This is a genomic window from Kovacikia sp. CALU 1929 (assembly GCF_056784235.1).
The window spans coordinates 13673-35248 of the sequence record NZ_JBXBCF010000084.1; the positions used below are offsets into that span (position 1 = coordinate 13673).

Consider the following 21576-nt stretch of genomic DNA (forward strand, 5'->3'; position numbering starts at 1 on the left):
CCGGTCTACCCTTTGAGCGATTTGCGCTTCTAAATCGTTCAATCCCAACCTGGAGAGTGAATGAGTACCCATCCCTCCTCTCCTCCTCTCCCCACCCCCTGGCGCAAAACTGCTGCCATCAAGCAGTCATCCTACAGATCGCCAGCCAGCATCTCATACAACGTAATCAATGCTGAGTTATCCAGATCGCCTTTGCCCTGAGCCAACAGTGCATCCATCAAGCTTGTGACCTGGGCGGTTCCCAACAGGGGCAGATGGATCTCCCGTCCCGTTTGCAACACAATATTCATATCCTTCCGGTGCAGATCGAGCTTAAACCCTGGCTGAAAGTTGCCCTCCAGCATGCGTTGACCGTGAACTTCCAGAATACGGCTTTGGGCAAACCCACCCAGTAGTGCTTCTCTCACCTTTGCCGCATCCACTCCCGATTTCCGGGCAAAGGTCAGTGCTTCTGCCACTGCCTGAATGGTCAGGGAAACGACGATTTGATTGCAGGCTTTGGTGACCTGTCCTGCTCCCGCTGCACCCATGTAGACTATGTTTTTTCCCATCACCTGAAGGATGGGCAGCACGCTTTCAAAAGCAGATTCATCCCCACCCACCATGATGGATAAGGTTCCTTGCTGTGCCCCAATGTCTCCCCCAGAGATGGGGGCATCCAGCGCATCCACCCCTTTTGCTTTCAACGCCTGGTAAACTTTACGGGCAGTGGCAGGGGCAATGGTAGACATATCCACGTAGAGCATTCCTGGTTTTGCCCCTGCCATGATGCCATCGCTGCCCAACACAATAGCTTCCACGTCGGGCGAGTCGGAGACGCAAGTAATTACCACATCTGTTTGCTGAGCAACTTCCCTGGGCGACTCTGCCACCGATGCTCCTGCTGCTGCCAGTTCTTCGATTGGCGATCGGCTGCGGTTATAAACAACCAGGGAATAGCCCGCTTTGAGCAAGTTCCGCGCCATTGGCTTGCCCATGATGCCAAGCCCGATGAATCCAATCTGTTGCATAGTCGGATGAAGCGTGAGAAGGTGAGCAGAAAACTATTATCCAGAAGCCTGGGCTTCGCTTTTATTCAATCGTTGATACACGGTTGCCAGAGCATTGGCATCCCCCACATTACCGGGGAACAGCACAACGGGTAAATTGGGAAATTGAGGGTGCTCTGCTGGGGTTCGGACCATCGAAACACCGGGTAATACCTGCCCCAAGAGGTTTGCGGTTCTAAGTGCCAGTCCTTTGCTAAGGGTATCGTTTGAGGTAATGCCACCTTTGCTGATGAGAAACCCAATGTCATTGGGTAGGTGACGCAAGATATCCATCAGTAATGCGGAGACGGATTCCCCAAAATCTAAACGGCTCTGGGTATCCTCAAAAGTTAGCTCCTGGCGGCTGGTGTAGACAACGGGGGTTTTTCCTGCGGCATGGATTTGATTCACCTGTTGCACGGTCTTGGTCAGTAAAGCGGCTTGTGGATCGCCCGTTTGCTCTAGCAATTGGGCAACGTCTACTTCAACACCAACCGTGCCAGGTTCTTGCAGAAGTTTCTTCAGTTGCTCGGTGGTTTTTTGAACATGGGAACCGACGATGATTGCACCGGGTTTACCGTTACGAACATAGGTTGCCATGTCTTCTGGGGCGATCGCTTGGGGCGGGAGGGCGGCAAGGGCAGTCAGCAGGCTGGCAGCACTGCGAAACAGAAGGCGTTTGCCTTGAGCAGCGGCAGTCAGCACATCCGCCGCAAACTGGTTCAAATCTGCCTGGGTTTCGCCATCCACGACACCACACTGGTTATCGTGCAGATGCATTAACCGTTCCAATACCCCTGAACGAATGTCTGCTAACAAAAAGCGCTCGACCGAAGGAGCTGAAATTTGCCCTTGGGTCTTTTCTTCCACGTAATCTGGCAGGTAGCTGTGGTGGTAGCCAAACACCGAGTCCTGGGCAAATTCCGTTTCATGAACGGGGGTATCAACCCCATTCACCTTAAGGTAATGAATACTATCGCGGGTGGTGCGCCCTCCCTCAAAAAAGGCAGGCGTGAGGAAGTGGGCATCAAAGGGACCCAATTCCTCAGCAATGACATCGGTTTCAATTGGGTAATGCCCCCGTAGCGTTGAGTCAGAGCGGCTAACCACGAGAAAATCGTGAATGGTTTCCAGAGCGATCGCCTGCTTCAAATTGCGGCAAACTTCCCGCGTCACCATTGCTGCTTTGTCTGGGGTTAATGCCCTAGTATTGGTCAGCACAAAGAAAATCGGTGCCTCATCTGCCAACCCCAAGCGCAACGTTTCCACATCCCACTGCATCAACAGCAGACAACTATGCACCGTTTGAGAACCCGTCGGGTCATCGTCCAGAACAATAATTTTCGGTTTTGTCATGGGTGGAGGGCGATCGCTTGCACATGAAGATTAACACGGTAAGGAGCCGTTACGAAATACTGCAATAGGCTTATACAGCGGTTCTCATGCTGATGTGGTACAAGCTAGTGGTTTGTTATGAGTCATTAGTCCTTAGTCCTTTGTGGGCGACCAATGACCAATGACCAATGACCAATGACCAATGACCAATGACCAATGACCAAGAACGTACCGCACAAAGCTGAGAACTGCTATAGCTGTTGGCTAATAGCTATTAGCCAGTCAAATCGGTGAAGGTGTTGTTTAACCTAACCCTACGGGGTGTTATGAACCCCAGGGTGAACGCTCTGGTTGCACAGTTGGATAATTGGCTTTAGCAATACAAAACTTGGTGCTGACCTGACTTTTAATAGAGACTGCTTTCTACCTGGAAAAACCTGTAGCGATTCTTAAAGCCTATCCGACAAGCCTTAACTGCGATCGTGCAGCACTAAGGTAGAAAATTTTCGGACAGGCTTTAACATTTATTTGATTCATACTCGACAGTGGAGATTTCACCCCATTCAGTCCAACTCCAACCCTATGCGGCAATCAATTAAAAATATTCTGACTGGGGTCGTCTGTTTTCTGCTGATCGCGATCATGGCAGTCACCGGTTACGTCCTTTCCGGTTGGAGCCTGATTGACTCCATCTATATGGTGATCATTACCGTTTTTGGGGTTGGCTTTGGTGAAATTGGACCAATGACTCCGACACTGAGGGTATTTACGATGCTGGTCATCGTGGCTGGTTATGTGTCGGTTGTTTACATTGTGGGTGGATTCATCCAAGTGGTCACAGAAGGAGAATTCAACCGCGCCCTAGGAGCAAGACGCATGACGCGAGAAATTGCAAGTTTAAAGGAGCATGTCATCATCTGCGGATTTGGACGCATTGGGCAAATTCTAGCGCGTAAATTGGTTGAAGCCCGAATGCCCTTCGTTGTTCTGGACAGCAATCCCGATCGCATCGCCGCCGCCGAAGCCAGGGGCTATCTTGTCCGCCTGGGCAACGCCGCTGATGAAGTTATTCTGGAAAGTGCTGGGATTGAACGGGCAAAGGTGCTGGCAAGCGTTTTGCCGGACGATGCCATCAATGTCTTTATTACCCTAACTGCCCGCAACCTCAACTCTGAGCTGATCATCGTCGCACGAGGTGAGTTTCCCTCGACCGAAAAGAAACTGCGTCAGGCAGGGGCAGACCACGTTGTTTTACCAGCAGAAATTGGCGCTTTGCGCCTGTCCCACATTATCACTCACCCTGCCTCCCTCAACTTTTTGCAGGAGAGCGATGGGCGCAAGACACTGAATGAACTGTTGGCTCAGATTGACCTGCAAATGGATGAACTGGTCATTCCAGCAGGTTCCCAGCTTGTTGGCACCAGTGTTGGCACCGTTGAAGTGCGAGGGCGGGGCACCTTTCTGGTCGTCGCCCTATGTCGAGCAGATGGCACCACTATCATCCATCCCGGACGTGAAGTATTCCTGCATGAGGGTGACACTGTCATTGTGATGGGACATCAAGGTGACATGCCTAGATTTATGACAGATTACACCGTGAAGCCAAAGATGCAATATCGCGGAGCAAGGCATCGGAAATAGGGGTGAGGGGTGACGTAAACAGGTTGTTGGTTTTTAGTTGTAGTCATTAGAGGGTCAACTCCCCCTAGTACCCTGTCAAACCTTGCCTTTCAATTGAGCTAGTTCTTCTCGGATGGAGGGGGGAGTGTAGCCCAGGGCAAAGGCTTTGGAACTGTCGAGGGAAACATCGGGTGGACGGGGGGCGGATGTCTTAAAGTCTTGCTGGCGGGAGGCTATGATGCCCCTATCAGGCAACTCCAGGACTTCCACCATTAACTGTCCAAAGTCATAGCGGGAGATGCGCTCTCTGCCGCCCAGGTGGAGCAAGCCCTGTGCTGTTTGGAGTGCCAGCAGCAGTCCCCTGGCGGCGGTTGTGCCACTCACAGGAGTGCGGATCTCATCAACAAACAGGTTTAACGCTCGTCCTGCCCTCAGGGTTTGGATGAAGGGTTGCAGAAAGCTACTGGCAGTGGCAGGAACCGCCCCAAACATGAGTGGCATCCGGCAAACAGCGGTTTTGGGGTAACGTTTTAGAACTTCCTGTTCTGCGAGTGCCTTTTGTTCGCCGTAGCGTTGAATGGGCGAGACAGGATCAGTTTCCCGGTAGGGCGGATTTAAGCCATCAAACACCTGGTCGGTAGAGGTAAAGGCGCAGGGAATGCCATAGTCAGCACATAAACCTGCCACATTGCAGGCAAGGGTGACATTGAGTAGATAGGATGCTTCGGGTTCAGTCTGGCAGCGATCGAGCCTTGCCTGGGCTGCCAGATGAATCACAGCATCGGGTTGAACGGTTTGGAACAGGTCTTTCAGAGCCTGAAACTGGCGCAGGTCAGCTTTGAGCAGGGTTGTCCCCGGAATCGGAGCGGCACGGGAGAAATAGGTGCCGTAAATGTCCCAGTCAGGAGCGGCAACGTGACAAAGGTTCCAGCCAAGAAAGCCACTGGCTCCTGTAACAAGGAGTTTTTGCATAGGGAACTTAAATGTCTGAATGATTGCGCTTAAGCATAAGAAACTATTTAACCATTGGCTTTTAGTTGTTGCAGCATCGCCTTCACATCTATGATTAACCACTAAAAACTAATCATCAAACGCTTCTAAGTTTCCAGCATTTGTAGCTGATAGAGACTGGCGTACAATCCACCCTGTGCCAATAACTCTTCATGACTGCCCGATTCAACCAATCGACCACGTTTGAGCACGAGGATGCGATCGCAGTTCCGAATCGTAGACAGTCGATGCGCAATAATAATTGCCGTTCTGCCGACCAACAGGCGATCTAAAGCTTCTTGAATTAGTGCCTCGGTACCCACATCCAGGCTGGCGGTCGCTTCATCCAGTACCAGAATACGCGGGTTACGGATGGCTGCACGGGCAAATGCCAGGAGTTGTTTTTGCCCCCCGGACAGGTTAGCACCCCGTTCTCGCAAAAGTGTATCGTAGCCCTGGGGGAGTTGCTCAATCAGGCGATCGACATTGGTACTGTGAGCCGCTGCCTGAATGACCTCAAAGGGATAGGTTTCGCCCAAGGTAATATTGCTCTTGACATCTCCTGCAAACACAAACCCATCCTGGAGAATGACACCAATATGACGGCGGAGTTCCGTCTGGGGTAATTCGCGAATGTCAATACCATCAACCAGGATGCGCCCTTCGGTCGCCTCATAAAGGCGACTGAGCAGGCGAATAATGGAACTTTTGCCTGCACCTGTCGGACCCACAAGCGCCACCTTCTCGCCGGGATGAATCACAAAATTCAGGTCTTTGAGGACGTATTCATCGGGCTTGTAGCCAAACGAAACATGCTCAAATCGAATTTCGCCCGTCATGATATCGGTTTGGGGGGCAAACGATTGCGGCGTTTCCGAGTCACGGATCTCAATCGGTTCCCTCAGAACGTCGCTCACCCGTTCAATCGCGGTCAGCCCCGCCTGGATTGCCGTAAACTTTTCGGCAAACTGCCGCAGGGGGTCAAATAAGCGCTGGGCAAACAGAATAAACGTGGCTAGCAAACCAAAGTCCAGGGTGCCATCCAGGATGAAGATGCCGCCGAGCCAGAGGACTCCCGCGATCGCCACCAGCGAAATCCATTCCAGAGTTGACGAAATGGCTGAATCGTGGAAAATGGTGCGATCGACTTCCTTGATGTAGCGCTGGTTAACAGTGCGAAACAGATCGGCATTAAAGGCTTCCCGTCGAAATAACTGCACCACGCCAATGCCGACAATATTTTCTTGCAGCATCGAATTGAGGGCAGATAGTTCTTCCCTGGCGCGGTAGTTCGCCTTCCGGTACTGGTTCTGAAAGTAAATGATCAGCACTGTAACGGGCAGCAACATGACGACCAGCAGCAGCGCCAGTTGCCACTGCTGGAAAAACATGAAGACAACCAACACCAGGATGGAAAACAGATCGCCAATAATGCCGATCGCCCCCGTCGAAAACACATCCCCCAGGGCTTCTACATCACTGGTAAGGCGAGTAATCAACCTGCCAACTGGCGTGCGGTCAAAGAAGCGCATTGCCAGGGAGGTGACATGGTAAAACAGGTCATCCCGAATATCAGCGGTGATCTGCTGCCCCACCTTTTGCACCAGGAACCCCTGCCACGCATCCAGAATGCCCCGCACCAACAGGGTAAACAGTAGCAACCCAGCCAGAATATTGATTCCAGTCGATAAAGGCAACTGGCGCAAAAACTCCCAGGCAGTTGACTCCTGCCCAATCAGCGAAACAGCCTGTCCGACCAGGATGGGCTGAACGGCTCCGGCGATCGAGGAGGGAACCAGCAGCAGCATCGAAAACATAAATAGCCGCCGCTGCCGCATGCCATAGGGAATCAGGCGGGAGAATAAACGCCAGTCAGTTTCCCGCATCGGGCGTTTTCGAGAGATTTCTGAGAGGTAGGAATCCGCCATGCCACCAACGGAAAAAGTACGCCTTCTAACTGTAGCGCTACTTACTCGGTCCTTCCATCCCTGCTAGCAGTTGGGGGAGGTACCAGATCTGCTGATCCGTAGCAACCTCATTGGCTTTGACATACTCAGTGCCATCCTGGAGGGCGATCGGACCTTTGTAGAGGTTAATGCTGCCATCTCCCATGCCTTTGATGAACTGATCAATGTACTGCTTCTTGTCACCGAGGGCATTCCCTGGCAGGAAACCAATCATCGAGTCAGCCGCGTTAATGTCTTTCCAGTTGGGACCCAGCCAGACAAACTCATCGGGTTTCTGTCCATTCATAGCTTTCTGCACGGCATCGGTGTACGGCAACGCCCAGTTATAGTAGGGAACTCCAAGACAAATATCGGGGGCAAGTTCACAGCCCGTCTTCAAATCATAGTGGACGTACCTTACGGGCCTACCTGCATCTGCCGCTTTTTTTCCTTGGACGGCGGCTTCCGGGGTATCAATGCCTGACATTACGACATCGTATCCACCGTTGTAGTAGTCATCAGCGACCTTGGTGGGATCCAGGGTTTTACCAGGAATGTTAAACCAGAAGCCAATCCAGGTAACCTTAAACTCCAGATCCTCTGGTTTCTTCTTCAAGTAATTTTCCCAACAATAGCGGGCACCCAGGTAAGCAGCGGCGGAGTAGCGGCGAGTTTCATCGTTAATCAGGGGTCCAAGGTAGCCAATTTTGCCGGTTTCGGTACCCAGGGCAGCGGCGCATCCGGCAATCATTTTGCCGTACTCCATGCGCCCCATGATGTTAATCAGGTTGGATTGATTCTTGTAATTCTTACCTTCTTTCCAGGAATAGTCGCCAGAAGCATGGATGATGGGAATTTCCGGGTGCTTTTGGGCAGCTTCAAGGGCATCATCCTTAAAGTCATCAGAGTTAAAAATGATCATTTTTGCGCCTTTAGCAATTAGATCATCTGCAACCTGAACACCCTTTACGTTGGGGCGATCGCCAGGGTTGACCTTATCCACATATTCAAACTTGATCTTGAGGTCTTCAGCAACCTCTTGCATGCCCTCATAGTGAGCCTGATTCCAACCACCATCATTTCTGGGACCCACGATGACCATACCAACGGTGAAGTCGTTCCCCTCTGCCTGGGGTGAGGGGGATGCAGTGGGGGTTGGATTGCTACAGGAGCTGACGATCGCCCCCAGAGCCGCTATATACCAGAAGCGTTTAATGAATGAGCAGGAACGTACAACGGATGAGAAAACGATCGGGTTGAGAGAATTACTCATGGATTTGTCAGAATTCTTGGGTCGGATGTTCATGGTTCACTACTCAATACCACACGAGGTTCAGCGTTATAGATCAATGCCTTCAAAGGTTAAAACCTTTCCTGAAGGCAATTCACCCAATTCTTGCTTTTCCATTAATGGCGATCGCACCATTCAGAAAAGTATCCGAAGTAACATTGCAGCCGATTAAATACGGTTGTGGTCGCCCTTGCTCCCGTGCCCTTTGACGGGGTTGAGGCGGTTGGCTTTGCCGTGAGGCAGACTAAATGAGTGGGCGAATGGGTGGTTGGGAAGCGGGCGTTCCAACCGGTCCAAAAATGGGGGTTGGATCCAATCCGGTAATTTGCTGGAATTGCTCAGGGGCGATCGTACTGACAATCTCCTGCCCTTCCCAGGCTTTTAACTGCTCCTCAACTTTGGTCAGGTACTTGCAACCTTTTGGCATGGGTACTTGTAACCAGCTCTCGACCAATACTTCTACCAATGCCAGCTCAATCAACGGTGCAGGATAGACACGCAACAACTCTTCCAGGCAAGCGTTGAACGTTTCCGTTTCATCCCCTTCTAGCTGATAGCTGCTGACAATATGCTTGACTCGTTGTCTGCTCAATTGCGTTCCAAGTTCCATCGAAACCTCAATTCAGAAATGAAAATTTAATTCAGTTCCTGATTAGTAAAGGATAGGCGTTTCCAACTTACGCTTACAAAAATTCCTGGACTAAGACGTAGGGCTGAACAATCAAAGCAGTAAATCTTTTGGACTGATCCTGGTTCCAATGTTCTAATTGAGCAGAGGAAGGTTTATGGATGAGTGACTCATCGATCCAGCGTTGAACGCAAACAACATCATCACTCGCGATCGCCATCCCAACATCCACCAGATCTAGTATTTGCTCTACCACAATTACCGAATCTCGTTTGGCATGGGGAGCCAGCCAGTTCCATTCTGCTTCATCCAGCGATTCTGTTAGGGTTGCTCTTAGGTCACTCATTAGCGGACGGTGGTGGTAGGTGGTAGGTGATCGGCAATCCCTATGGGCGCGCTTTAGGTTATCACCTGCTCTGTTCAGGGCTAATTCTAGCTTACGACTCCCTAGCCATTCCATCTCCCTATTCCCATTCAGCCGTTGACCGAGTGATGGAGAAAAGGAATATGTTCCACTCCATACTGCCTGAACAAGGATTACCGAACTTACGTTGCTACTCTGCTCAGTCCTCAAAGGCTGAAATCCTGGGTAGCGTTCTAGATCTGTTGTTTGCGTTCCGTAGGGGCAATGGAATGCATTGCCCCTACCGACACCGACTTTGCTTGATAATCCAAACCCAGAAAAACCAATTTGCGAGGTTTTGAAAGGTTCGCAACCCTTCAAAATCTGCTTGGCAGACTATTAGCGCCCTTTTTTATGCAGAGCAGGGCAGGTTGTAAAGGACTTTGAGGTAGCTTGAGCAGATATTACCTGGCACATGCCCGCCATTAAACGTTTGAAGGGAGCGTGCATTGAGCACAATCACACTGGGTCCGGCTTCAGACTGGCTCACCGCACCCAAAGGGCGATATTGCGATCGCGCAACAGCAACCGTTTGGGGCAATACACCTGCCAGCAAAGCCAGCACTTCGTCCGACAAATTATCTAAAACCAGATCCCCAAAAAAGGCTTCTAACCCAGAGAACAGCTTTTCTAACCTCTGAACGGGATCGGAGTGATCGGTAATTTTCTGGAGCCAGCGAATCCATTGGATTCGGCGGCTATAAGCACGCTGCCGTTCCTCATGGGAAACCATTTCAATAATTTCCGGGGAACCAATGGCAATCACAGTCGCACACTCATCATCCACCAGCGTACCCACTGCTGCACCGGGTCCAGCAAATTCGGCATGGAAGGGCTTGCACAAAATCAAACCACTCCGCTTGTGCTCACTAACCGCTAATAGAGGTGCAGATTCCGTCACAGTTGATAATTTTTTTGCCATTAAGGCAGGAGAGATTAGAGTATCCACACGGTCACCCAAGAAGCCTTGCGCGTGCTGAAAGACACGGACGACTATCCGTGACCTAATCCTAGTGCAGGTTTACATTCCTGTAAGAATTAGTTACCCCAGCTTTGCCGAATCTATATATAGATTGATCCCAACAACAAAGTTTTATAAATCCCAGGGCTGAACGTTGATCCAATGGTTCAAACGGGAACAGGGAAAGAGCAGGACATAAGCCGGGTTCTGTTCTTCTGATGCAATGCATGAGAAGGGCGATTATCTATCTGGGACGCTTGTTACCAAACGCCTCAAGCGGACGGGCAGGAGCAGAAATCCTACGCCTGCAAGGAACCGGTAAAAGACCAACCGGGGTTCCATCTGCCTTGCTTCCAACCGGGGTTTACCGAGCCAGCACCTCTCGATACTGCTGGTACGCTCTTACCGCACCTTTGCACCCTTACCTGTGAAACGCTCAAAGCTCAAGAAAAAAGGATGAAATCTAGCCTTTAGCCTGTAACCTTAAGCCTTTCCATCGGCGGTATGTTTCTGTGGCACTCTCCTCACGGTCACCCGCACTGGGCGTTACCCAGCAAGTCTGGTCTTTGGGAAGCCCGGACTTTCCTCAAGTTGCTGAGGGTTCTCCCCAACCACCTGCAATCGCCTGCGCCTACTCTTCCCAGATCCAGTCTAGTGTAGGGAAGGGGGGAGTGGGGAGTGAGGGAGTAAGGGAGTGAGCTATTTCTTTGGATTCCAGGGTAGACCAACTGTCCAGGGGTATTTTCTGAGGATAAATTTGCTCAGGACGTAGAAGCGTTCTCCTCCCAGCGATCGACTGGGACCCACTAAGCGAAATGCCAGGTTCAAGAAAAACTCTAGCTCGATCGCCCGTTGCATAAATTTTTCATACTTCTTTTTGTCGGCTTTGAAGTCTATCAGCGGTTTGCCAACTTCAAACTCCAGGTTCAGGGGAGAGTCTTTTTCCTTTTCCTTTTTCCGTTGAAGTAAATCTTCGGCAGTGATCTTTTCTTTCAGGGTGGTGTTCGGGGTAACGGTGCTGAACACCTGGTTTTGAAATAAATCCGTTGTGACTCCAGGCATTAACCGGGTGACTCGACGCGATCGCCCTCCCAAATCCGTTAATGTGCTGTAGTCCCAGTCTACATAAATGGAATGATTACTCGATTTGTTGGTAATACTAATTTCAAGCTGTTTTAGCTTGTCAAACTCATATCGTTTGTCGAACTTAAAGCTAATTCCAATCACATCATTGAGTTTTTGTTTATCATCCAACTGTTTCTCTACCAGCAGATTTTTCAGAGCCTCTTCATCCACCTGAATACTGAACTCGTCGTTAAATGACTTGATAATTCGCGATAGGAAGTAAGCAATACATAGCAAATAAGCTACCAGGATAATAGGGTCTACCGGGTTCATTGTTGACGCAGTGCTTTAATAAATTTTTTAATCGGAGCTTGTTGATACTCTTCTTTCACGGTCATTGTAGAGAAATTTTCAAACCATCCCCTGCGCCAGAAAAAGAAGACCAGCACAATGGCAATCAAGCCCATTGCCGCCAGACAGATGGGATACCCCCAGTAAGCCTGCAATTCTGGCATATTGAATGGGGATTTTTCAGGGTTGAAGTTCATGCCGTAAACCCCTGCAATAAAGGTCAGGGGAATGAAAATGGAAGACATGACTGTCAGGAACTTCATCACTTCGTTCATTTTGTTGCTGACGGAGGAGAGGTAAACGTCCATCAAGCTGGATGATAGTTCGCGATAAGTTTCCACCATGTCCAGAACCTGAATGGTATGGTCGTAGCAGTCCCGCAGGTAGACCCGGACATCATTGCTAATCAAACTGTTGCCATCTCGAATTAGGGCATTAATGGCATCCCGTTGGGGCCAAATTGCCCGTCGCAGGGTCAATAGTTCACGCTTGAGTTCGTGAATTCTTTCCAATGTTTTGCGGGTGGGGTTAGAGACCACTTCATCTTCCAATTCCTCGATCTGTTCGCCATAGGTTTCTAAAACGGGGAAAAACCCATCGATAATCGAGTCGAGTAGGGCATAGATCAGGTAGTCGGCGCCGTGTTTCCGAATCGAACCTTTGCTGAGGCGAATCCGCTCTCGAATCGGTCCAAAGGAGTCGTACTCTGGCTCTTCCTGGACAGTCAACAGATAATGTTTACCTAAAATGAAGCTGACCTGCTCAGTAATAAAGTTGGTTCTACTGCGATTCAGCGTGACCATGCGGGCAATTACCAACAGCTGATCGTCATATTCTTCTACCTTTGGGCGTTGGGGAACGTTGACCACATCTTCCAAAACGAGGGGGTGAAGGTTGAAGACCTTCCCAAGTCGTTGCAATACATTTTCGCTACCCAACCCCTGTACATCTACCCAGGAGACGGATTCTGAATCGAGATAGGGAGCGCATTCTTCGGGGGTTGCAATTTCTGCCCGGATAGCCTTGGCTTCGCTGTAGTCAATCAGTACAATAATAGGCGGTTCAGCATCCGCAGCGATGGTCAGGGTGCCGGGTACACTACCGGGCTGATCATAGAAATAATCGACATAGGATTCTTCTTCTTCAAGCTCGTCTTCAAGTTCACTATCGGTTGGTGAATCGGATAAAGGGGAGCGGTTTTCTAACATCCAGATGGTGCCTCACGGTCTTTTATAGGGAGTCTTTCTCACCAATGTAATCGACAACATTAGCAGCGGGTTTGTAAAATACTGTGTTGTTTCAGACGGCGAGAGGAGACAAGCTAGTGTTGCAAACACTAATTTTGCAACATGGGGGTTTGGGGGCTTCGCCCCCATGAAAGGGTTCCACCCCTTCACCCCTTATAAAACTTTTGTTTTGCTGTACTAGTACCCGGGGGTGATAAGTTTGCTAACTCTTGTAAAGGTGTTAGGTGTCAGGAATGATACTTTTATTGCAGCTAGAAAGTATCAGAAAGGGAATGCTGGAATAGATTCTGACCGGGGAGGCAAACTGTTCTGCCTGGAGACCGAGGGAAAAACCAGGGAAAAACTGGCAGGTTGAAGTATAGAAAACGACATCGGTACTGGTGGTCTATTTTCGAGGCAGGAGAGGATGACGGCTATACAGAGTTATAAAAAAAAATCCGCAGAGATGATGCGATCGCCCACCGAAGTGCGGATGGAAGAAGAACGGTTGCGGGATATTTTGCTACTTCTGGATAGTCTTTTTAGACGGGAGGAAACCTCCACAAAACTAATTCTGAATTGCCTGTATGACATTGGTTCAGTCAATTTGATTAACCACAAGTTTCGTTCCCGTCCAGTGAATCGGCTGATGAAATGGATTGCCCGCCTCTCAAAACCAGCCTTTCGGGTGGTGGCACTGCGATGGATGCAGCAGAAGTGCCCTGAACTGATCACTCGCTGGATGCATTCTAAGGTGACCTTTGAGGAGCCGGAAAATACCCCAGAAGCTGCCATTATTGAGGCGGAGACTACCTCCCTGAAAAGCTCAGAGGAGTTGGAAACCTGTACGAGAGAAATTTTGCGGTTGCGATCGCAGGTCAGAACATTGACGGTTCTGTTAATTGGGGTGACGGTTTCCCTGGGTAGTGCGGTGGTCTGGTCAAGCTGGAGAACCCAGGAAAGTTCATTACAACCGATCAGGCAATCAGGAGTTACGATTGCACCATCCTTTGGTAAAAGCCTTGCGTCTGATCGGGCAGACAACAGGTGATCAGTGCCAAGCAACCCGTTGGTTGCGGTATGTTTCACCTTTGTTAACCGTAATTACCTGTACAAAACCTGCCCTGCTATCGGCTTAGAAACAGAGCTGCTGTTGTGTTTTGTAAAACTTTTAGCCCCTTTAAGGAGCCTTGAATCAGACGAGCAGCGGCAAGCGGCTGGCGGAGCATTGCGATCGCCACCTTTCCTGCCTGAAGATTGCCTTCCCCATTGAAGGCGGTTGAGAGATCGGGAAGGTCGTGATGGCAATCGTCGCTGACCACTCGCAAAGTGGCGACTGAGATCCCTAACTGACTGAAAAACTCCAGGGTCGTGTAGCCTTCCATATCGACAACATCCCCACCCTGAGCCAGCGATCGCTTCTCGGCAGCGGCACCAATCACGCGATCGCTGGTAATCGCTTTGACGAGCGTTGCCCGGTTTGCCAGTGGTTGGTGCAAAAGGGCAGTGAGGGGGCGATCGTAGGTGAGGGGTGGTCGGGTGGAGGATACCAGGTGTTGGGAGGTGGAGCGGGTGATGGACTCTTGATAAAGCACGATATCCCCAACGTTGAGATGGGGAACCAGGCTACCGCATAAGCCCATCATTAAAACTTTGGGCTGATTAGCAAAGTGACCATTTTGGTGAAGCTGCCCTAGATGACGATCAATAGGGGCAGGTCCCACGGGCACGGGTAACACGATTGGAGGACTGACAACCTGCTTTAATCCCTGACAGACTGCCCGGTACTCTGCCCCCTGGGGGACAAGAATGATTTGAACTGGATGCATGGGGGGAGAAGTTAAAAGTTGAAAGTTAAAAGTTAAAAGTTGGAAGTTGGAAGTTGGAAGTTACAGCGATTTCATTGGTTAAGCCACACGATTCCCTACTCCCCACTCCCTACTCCCCGTTTCTGCTGTGGTCTACGCATCTGAAAACTGCTGTAAATCTGAATATTCGGTCATTGGTCATTGGTCGTTAGCAATAAACTCCTACTACCTATCCACCTCTCTACAAAATTTTGCTTCATTTTGAGATTCCTGAGCTAACCTGTATGCGATATGCATTCACCTGGGCATAGAGGTTGCCAGACCCATGTTTTGAATGTTCTGGGCAGTCTCGTGGATCTTTGCTGGAATCATTTGGTGGTTGAGGAAGGAATGACCAATTCACTCGCGTTATACAGACCCTCGATTCTTGAACTGGCACAGGAAGGTAACTTCCGGGCGATCGCCTTCTGGATCAATAGTTTACTGGGTCCCTACGGCATCTATATTCGCGCTACACCAAGTCGTTCTGGGCAAATGAACATCCTGGTTGACTTCAAGCAGTCCAGGCGACGGGAGTTTTATATTGCCCTGCGGAAACATCTGGTGCGGTTTATTTGCTATCGCCTCTGGACGCTCAACTCAGAAAAAATTCGAGATGTTCGGATTATCGCCCGGATTGCTGGTGAGCAGGACATTCTCTGGAAGCAATCGATTCGGATTGTGACTCCTGCAAATCGGGAAAACCTGCTGTTGCCTAATCGCGGCAAAGAGGGTACTCCCCTGCGGAGGCTGGCACGCCGGGGCACTGCCTGGATTCGGTTTCTGATTATGCGATCGGCAGTGGTCAGCCGGTTGGCAGTCGCAAGTTTCTTGCTGTGTTATTGGTTGATGTATTGGGATGCCGCAGGTCAGCACATTGCTGATCAATCTCTGGCAGCCATGGCATCCAGCGCAATTGAGCAGCCAACCGATCCATCCTCTCCCAAAGGACAACTGCGAGCAGGCACTCCCTCCAATCAAACTCAGGAAGGTAGTCTTGCCGTGATTGGTAATCAGATTCAGCAAGAGCTGGTGCAGAAGATTGTTGCCGAGAAGTTTGTTGGACAAACTATCTACGAGGTAAAACCAGCGGATGGGGAAAAGGTCATTGCCCTTACCTTTGATGATGGTCCCTGGCAAAATACGACCGAACAGGTATTGGACATTCTGAAGGAAAATGACATCAAGGCAACCTTCTTTTGGGTTGGTCAGGCATTACAAAAAAATCCGGAGACTGCCCGCAAAGTGGCGGCGGCGGGTCATGCCATTGGTAATCACACCTGGCGGCACCCAATGGAGACTGTAAATGAAGTCACGGCAGCAGAAGAAATTAACAATACCGCACGGTTAATTTACGAAACGACTGGACTGAGAACTAACTTATTCCGTCCACCAGGAGGCAATCTAGAAGGTTCAATGGTGCCGCACGCCAAGAACCAGAAGCATGTCGTTACTATGTGGTCAGCCGAGTCGGATGATTACTATGTTTCTGCCCCCATCATTGTGGACAATGTGCTGAGACGGGCACAACCCGGAGGCATTGTGTTAATGCACGATGGTGGCGGCGATCGCACCGAAACCGTAAAAGCATTGCCCCAGATTATTACCACGCTCAAGCAGCAGGGTTATCGGTTTGTCACCGTTCCAGAACTGTTGGCAACCCAGGCAAAGGAAGAAAATATCGTTCAACCCCCTTCTACTGGCTTAACCGATCCGTCTCCGTTTGACCCCGGTTCTTCCCCTAGCGAGGGAACTGGTGAGGGAGGATCTGGGACAGAGCAGCCTCCAGTGATCGCCCCTACCACTGACCCAACCCTGGATCCAGACTACGATCCGTTCAAAAGTTTTCAAGAAGATCCTGCCCTCTCGCCAACGGTAACCCCCACCCCAGGACTCAATGACAGCGGGAATTTCCCTCAGCAAAATCCTGTCTCGCCAACGCGAACCTCAGTTCCAGAAGTGAGCGAAGAGGAGATTTCCCCTCAGCAGAATCCTTTTAGTGACCCGACCAATCCCCTGCTCGAAGGAATGCCCGGAACGCCGTCAGAAATTCCGTCTACAGCCCCCCTGAACCAGATGCCCAGTATTGACCGGGGGCTAACCGAAGGCTCCGAAGATACCCTGGCAAGTGCGCCTCACCGAGATAATTGGGAACTTTGAGTTTTGGTAAAAAGTCATACAAGCCTGGGCACACTGAGCAGTCCGCTTGGCTGAAATGGTTAGTGGCTAAACCTCACCAACTTAAGAACCCACCGTTTTTCCTTGGAAAAATCTCCAGTTCTCAACTTGGTGAGATTTATCACTGGTTGTCAGGGTTACAGGCGTGTCTGAATTACAGCGGTTTTCAGACAAGTGCCCCACAGGCGATGCCTTTAGATTCATGCGAAACAATGGATCGGTGTGGCATACACCAATGAAAATGGCTGTAAGTGTGCCTCAAGTTGGGTTTGTCTGAAGTTGTCTAGCGCTATACTTCGGAGTCAGTTCTTGCTATCAGGAATTGGCTTTTCAGATGTTTGAGCATTTCGTTCGGACATTCAGATACGGTCATTGTGCAAACTTTTTTTATCATGCTTACAAAAGCAGTTCATTCTTGCTGGGAGATTACACCATGATTAAACGTAAAGGTTGGAGTCGGTTTGTGGCGACTGTGGCGGTAACAGGGATGCTGGTGGGGGCGATCGCCAGCTTTTCCAACGCTCAGAATGCCCTTCAGTCAGGAGATAACGTCAGGGGTGGGGTTCAAAATAATTCACCCAGCTTCACGTTCAATAATCAGTCTGTGAGCGGAGCACCCGCCCAAACTGCCCGTGGTACTCAATATAACTTCACAGCTCGGCGCGGAGAAACGGTTGAAATTTCGGTTTCTCCTGCGGGAGGCGGTACACTCAGACCTACGCTCGTATTGTTTGACCCTAATGGCAGACAGGTAGGCTTTGATGCGACTTCCAATTCGCTCAGGTATCGAGTTCCCAGGTCAGGAACTTACCGGCTTCTGGTTTTGGGAGGCAACAACACTCGCGGACGGTATACCCTGTCCATGACTGGCTCAGGTAGTTCTACCTCACCCACCCAGGTTGGTCAGGCAGACCAAGTGATGACGGATGTGCTGCGGCTTAGAATCATCGGCTGTGGCGTTCCCAATGTTGCCCGCATCACGATTGGCAATGAAGAACGCTGCACCAGGGATATTGAACCCGGTATGTACACCTACGATGCAAATACCCAGCGCATTTCAATGGTGGACTCTCGCCGCGACCTGTTGGCACAGCGGCTGCAACTAAACGTCTTGGAGCGTTGTCCTTCGCCTGCCACTTCCGTTGCCCAAATTACCATGACCGATCCTCAAGACGGTAGGGACTATACTTACTGCGCTACCCCGACCCGCTTTGTTAGAGCCGGAGCCTACCGCTACAACCCCAATACAGACGATCTTTCTCCTATTAGCAGTACTGGTACACCCACCCAGCCAACCTCTCCGATTGGTACCCAACCGGACAACAGACGGCAAATGCTTCAGACGGAGTACGGTCTGACCGTTTTGGATGGTTGCCCCGCTGCCAGAACGGGTCTGGTCGTAGTTTCCTTCCCAGAGAATAACCAGAGCTATACCTATTGTGCTAATCCAAATCGTCTGGTTCGGGCTGGAGAATATACCTACAACGCATCCACCGGAAATCTGGATACCGCTCAACAGGCAGCTCCCGCCTGTACGGTGTCGATCGGGGGAGTGTGTTTAGTGAAGTAAGAGTTGAGAGTTACGTCTAATTCATCAGACGTAACTCCCCACTCTTATAAAACCGTCATCCTGGAATGGTAAGCTAACAAATGCACTCAAACTTCTAGGATGACGTTAGATGACCGGGTCAACCCAGGTTCCCTACCTATTGCGGGCTGCGCGTGGTGAAGTGTTAGATCGCCCTCCTGTCTGGATGATGCGTCAGGCGGGACGCTACATGAAGGTGTATCGAGAGTTGAGGGAAAAGTACCCTTCCTTTCGAGAGCGCTCTGAAAAAGTCGATCTGGCAGTTGAAATTTCCTTGCAACCGTTTCGGGCATTTCAGCCGGATGGGGTGATTCTGTTTTCTGACATTCTGACACCACTACCAGGAATCGGCATCCCATTTGACATCATTGAAAGTCGGGGTCCGGTTATTGATCCGCCGATTCGTAGCCTGGAGCAAATTGACCAGTTGCATCCGCTGGAACCAGAAGCTTCCCTGCCATTCATTCGTGAGATCCTGCAAACTCTACGCCGTGAAGTGGGCGATCGCGCTACGGTTCTGGGCTTTGTCGGTGCCCCCTGGACATTAGCTGCCTACGCGATTGAAGGCAAAAGCTCGAAAGATTACGCGATTATCAAGAGTATGGCGTTCAGTCAGCCAGAGATGCTGCACAAGTTCTTAGGTAAGCTGGCAGACTCGATCGCAGTTTACCTGCGCTATCAAATTGACTCCGGCGCTCAGGTGGTACAGATGTTTGACTCCTGGGCAGGACAACTGAGTCCCCAGGACTACGATACCTTTGCCCTTCCCTACCAGCAGCGCGTTGTGCAACAGGTGAAGGCAACCCATCCCGACACACCCATGATTCTTTACATCAATGGCAGTGCTGGCATTTTAGAGCGAATGGGGCAATCTGGGGTTGATATTGTCAGTGTGGACTGGACCGTAGACATGGCAGATGCCTGCCGTCGATTGGGTCCCAACATTGGGGTACAGGGGAATGTGGATCCCTGTGCTCTGTTTGGCTCCAAAGAGTTTATTCGCGATCGCATCCTTGATACCATTCGCAAAGCCAATAATCGGAAACATATTCTGAATCTGGGGCATGGTATTCTACCCAACACTCCCGAAGAAAATGCTGCCTATTTCTTTGAAGTTGGTAAGCAGGCTGATCAGTTATTAGCTGTTCATGCTTAATCCTGACCCCTATCTAACTCCTGATGACATCCAAGCGGATTTTCGTGACTGGCGCGAGTGGCTGTATAGGTCACTATGTGGTCGAATCTTTGATTCAAGAAACTAACCACGAGCTTTACTTGCTGCTTAGAAATCCAGACAAGCTAAAGGTAGACTATAGAGCGCGTCCCGGAATCACGGTTCTGCAAGCCGACATGCGCGAGATTGAGCAGTTTAGCGCTCTGCTAAAAACGATAGACTGTGCAGTGTTGATCGCCACTGCCTGGGGAGGACCAGAGGAAGTCCACGACATCAACGTGGTCAAAACCATCGGTCTGATGAATCTGCTCGACCCGGAAAAGTGTGAGCAGATTATTTATTTCTCAACCGCCAGCATTCTGGATCGGCACAACTGTTTACTCAGGCAAGCGGGCGAGATTGGCACAGACTACGTCCGCTCCAAGTACACCTGTTACCGGCAGATGGCAAATCTGGCGATCGCGCCCAAAATCACAACGCTGTTTCCCACCCTGTTATTGGGTGGCGGCGACAATAAGCCTCAATCCCATATTTCTTCGGGTATCCCCCAGGTAGAGCAGTGGCTATGGCTCCTGCGTTTTCTGCAAGCCGATGCCAGTTTCCATTTCATTCATGGTAAGGATATTGCGCAAATTGTTTGTCACTTGATTGACCACCCCCCAGCCGAAACCGACTCCCGCCAATTAGTTCTGGGCAATCAGCCTGTGACTGTAAACCAGGCGATCGAAGAATCCTGTACCTACTTGAATAAACGAATTTTCTTCCGCATTCCGCTGACGCTGGGGCTGGCAAATCTGATTATTCGCCTGTTCCGCATTCGCATGGCAGCCTGGGATCGGTTTTCTATGAACTACCGCCACTTTACCCATCAAACGGTAGTTAGCCCAGAAAACTTCGGCTTACCGACCTTTTGCGCCACATTTACCGATGTCCTGAAGATCAGCGGAGTCGGACGAAAGAAGCTGTAAGAGGGGAGAAGGGAAACAGTTGAGAATTAAGAGTTAAGAGTTAAGAGTTGAGAATTAAGAGTTGAGAGTGTAAGAGTGAAGAAGTAACCATTTCTCACTAGAACCTAAAAGCTCAAAACTCCTGTCTCCCTATCCCTCACACTCGAATTATGGTGATTGAAAAACTGGAACAACTGAAGGCTCTATTTGCGGGCATGGAACGGGCGTTGATTGCCTATTCGGGCGGAATTGACAGTACCCTGGTGGCGAAGGTTGCCTATGATGTGCTGGGCGATCGCGCCCTGGCGGTGACGGCGGTTTCACCGTCTCTGTTGCCAGAGGATCTGGAGGATGCCTGTGTGCAGGCAGCAGAGATTGGCATTGCCCATGAACTGGTAGAAACCCACGAACTAGAGAATCCCAACTATGCGGCGAATCCGGTTAACCGCTGTTACTTCTGTAAAAGCGAACTGCACGATACGTTGAAGCCGCTGGCACTGGAGCGGGGGTATCCCTACGTGGTAGATGGAGTGAATGGGGATGACCTGAGGGATTACCGTCCCGGCATCCAGGCAGCCAGGGAAGGGGGAGCGCGATCGCCCCTGGCAGAACTGGGCATCACTAAAGCGGAAGTGCGAGAAATTGCCAGACTCTTAAACCTTTCCTGTTGGGATAAACCCGCCCAACCCTGCCTCAGTTCCCGCTTTCCCTACGGTGAAGCAATCACCATTGCCAAACTGCAACGGGTGGGCAGAGCCGAGGCATATTTGCGCCGGATGGGGCTAAAAACCTATCGAGTGCGATCAGAAGGCGATACTGCCCGGATTGAGCTATCAGTTGAGCAAATTAAGGAGTTTGTTCTGACTACAGATTTGCCAATACTGGTTAGTACTTTTCAGTCCTTTGGGTTTCTCTATGTCACCCTCGATCTGGAGGGCTTCAGCAGTGGTAAGTTAAACCGGGTGCTTCCCTTAGCGACCTCCCAACCGCATTAGGGT

The 21576-nt window shown here is 50.4% G+C and carries 18 protein-coding genes and 1 other RNA gene; 7 read left to right on the plus strand and 12 right to left on the minus strand.

The window, feature by feature from the left end:
• Nucleotides 1-131 precede the first annotated feature (131 nt).
• On the minus strand, nt 132-1010 hold the full coding sequence (locus AC1S52_RS23145) for a 2-hydroxy-3-oxopropionate reductase (protein WP_482031398.1): 879 nt from the start codon (nt 1008-1010) through the stop codon (nt 132-134).
• Between the two features lie 36 nt (nt 1011-1046).
• The gene (locus AC1S52_RS23150) at nt 1047-2384 is read right to left on the minus strand and encodes a four-carbon acid sugar kinase family protein (protein WP_482031399.1); all 1338 of its coding nucleotides are present in this window, start codon (nt 2382-2384) and stop codon (nt 1047-1049) included.
• Between the two features lie 561 nt (nt 2385-2945).
• Here AC1S52_RS23150 and AC1S52_RS23155 point away from each other — a divergent pair.
• Nucleotides 2946-4004: a potassium channel family protein gene (locus AC1S52_RS23155; protein WP_482031400.1), complete on the plus strand. Its 1059-nt coding sequence runs from the start codon at nt 2946-2948 to the stop codon at nt 4002-4004.
• A 75-nt stretch (nt 4005-4079) separates the two neighbouring features.
• On the opposite strand, the gene AC1S52_RS23160 is transcribed toward AC1S52_RS23155, so the two are convergent.
• The 9 genes from AC1S52_RS23160 to corA form a co-directional block, all read right to left on the minus strand.
• On the minus strand, nt 4080-4955 hold the full coding sequence (locus tag AC1S52_RS23160) for an SDR family oxidoreductase (RefSeq protein ID WP_482031401.1): 876 nt from the start codon (nt 4953-4955) through the stop codon (nt 4080-4082).
• 125 nt (nt 4956-5080) lie between these two features.
• The gene (locus AC1S52_RS23165; RefSeq protein WP_482031402.1) at nt 5081-6901 is read right to left on the minus strand and encodes an ABC transporter ATP-binding protein; all 1821 of its coding nucleotides are present in this window, start codon (nt 6899-6901) and stop codon (nt 5081-5083) included.
• Between the two features lie 37 nt (nt 6902-6938).
• A complete protein-coding gene (locus tag AC1S52_RS23170; RefSeq protein ID WP_482031403.1) occupies nt 6939-8225 on the minus strand; it encodes a BMP family lipoprotein in 1287 nt (428 codons plus the stop codon).
• A gap of 229 nt (nt 8226-8454) precedes the next feature.
• A complete protein-coding gene (locus tag AC1S52_RS23175; protein ID WP_482031404.1) occupies nt 8455-8820 on the minus strand; it encodes a hypothetical protein in 366 nt (121 codons plus the stop codon).
• Between the two features lie 73 nt (nt 8821-8893).
• Nucleotides 8894-9184: a DUF2288 domain-containing protein gene (locus AC1S52_RS23180; protein WP_482031405.1), complete on the minus strand. Its 291-nt coding sequence runs from the start codon at nt 9182-9184 to the stop codon at nt 8894-8896.
• 409 nt (nt 9185-9593) lie between these two features.
• Complete coding sequence (locus tag AC1S52_RS23185) at nt 9594-10163, minus strand: cyclic nucleotide-binding domain-containing protein (protein ID WP_482031406.1); 570 nt, start codon at nt 10161-10163, stop codon at nt 9594-9596.
• A 220-nt stretch (nt 10164-10383) separates the two neighbouring features.
• Nucleotides 10384-10840, minus strand: an RNA gene (gene rnpB / locus AC1S52_RS23190) — RNase P RNA component class A.
• A gap of 61 nt (nt 10841-10901) precedes the next feature.
• Nucleotides 10902-11600: a hypothetical protein gene (locus tag AC1S52_RS23195; protein WP_482031407.1), complete on the minus strand. Its 699-nt coding sequence runs from the start codon at nt 11598-11600 to the stop codon at nt 10902-10904.
• Nucleotides 11597-12826, minus strand: coding sequence for a magnesium/cobalt transporter CorA (corA, locus tag AC1S52_RS23200; protein WP_482031408.1), 1230 nt, complete (start codon nt 12824-12826; stop codon nt 11597-11599). Before corA ends, AC1S52_RS23195 begins: the two co-directional genes overlap by 4 nt.
• 445 nt (nt 12827-13271) lie before the next feature.
• Between corA and AC1S52_RS23205 the strand changes: the two genes are divergently transcribed.
• Nucleotides 13272-13895 (plus strand): hypothetical protein, encoded by a 624-nt coding sequence (locus AC1S52_RS23205; RefSeq protein WP_482031409.1) that lies wholly within the window; start codon nt 13272-13274, stop codon nt 13893-13895.
• A 76-nt stretch (nt 13896-13971) separates the two neighbouring features.
• Here AC1S52_RS23205 and AC1S52_RS23210 read toward each other — a convergent pair whose 3' ends face one another.
• A complete protein-coding gene (locus AC1S52_RS23210) occupies nt 13972-14673 on the minus strand; it encodes a 5'-methylthioadenosine/S-adenosylhomocysteine nucleosidase family protein (protein ID WP_482031410.1) in 702 nt (233 codons plus the stop codon).
• Nucleotides 14674-15042: 369 nt separating this feature from the next.
• Here AC1S52_RS23210 and AC1S52_RS23215 point away from each other — a divergent pair, with 369 nt between their 5' ends.
• From AC1S52_RS23215 to larE, 5 genes are all read left to right on the plus strand, one after another.
• On the plus strand, nt 15043-16851 hold the full coding sequence (locus tag AC1S52_RS23215) for a polysaccharide deacetylase family protein (protein WP_482031411.1): 1809 nt from the start codon (nt 15043-15045) through the stop codon (nt 16849-16851).
• A 451-nt stretch (nt 16852-17302) separates the two neighbouring features.
• The gene (locus AC1S52_RS23220; protein WP_482031412.1) at nt 17303-18439 is read left to right on the plus strand and encodes a hypothetical protein; all 1137 of its coding nucleotides are present in this window, start codon (nt 17303-17305) and stop codon (nt 18437-18439) included.
• A gap of 109 nt (nt 18440-18548) precedes the next feature.
• Nucleotides 18549-19613: a uroporphyrinogen decarboxylase gene (hemE, locus tag AC1S52_RS23225; RefSeq protein ID WP_482031413.1), complete on the plus strand. Its 1065-nt coding sequence runs from the start codon at nt 18549-18551 to the stop codon at nt 19611-19613.
• Between the two features lie 23 nt (nt 19614-19636).
• A complete protein-coding gene (locus AC1S52_RS23230) occupies nt 19637-20599 on the plus strand; it encodes an NAD-dependent epimerase/dehydratase family protein (protein WP_482031414.1) in 963 nt (320 codons plus the stop codon).
• A gap of 149 nt (nt 20600-20748) precedes the next feature.
• The gene (gene larE, locus AC1S52_RS23235; RefSeq protein ID WP_482031415.1) at nt 20749-21573 is read left to right on the plus strand and encodes an ATP-dependent sacrificial sulfur transferase LarE; all 825 of its coding nucleotides are present in this window, start codon (nt 20749-20751) and stop codon (nt 21571-21573) included.
• Nucleotides 21574-21576: the final 3 nt, after the last annotated feature.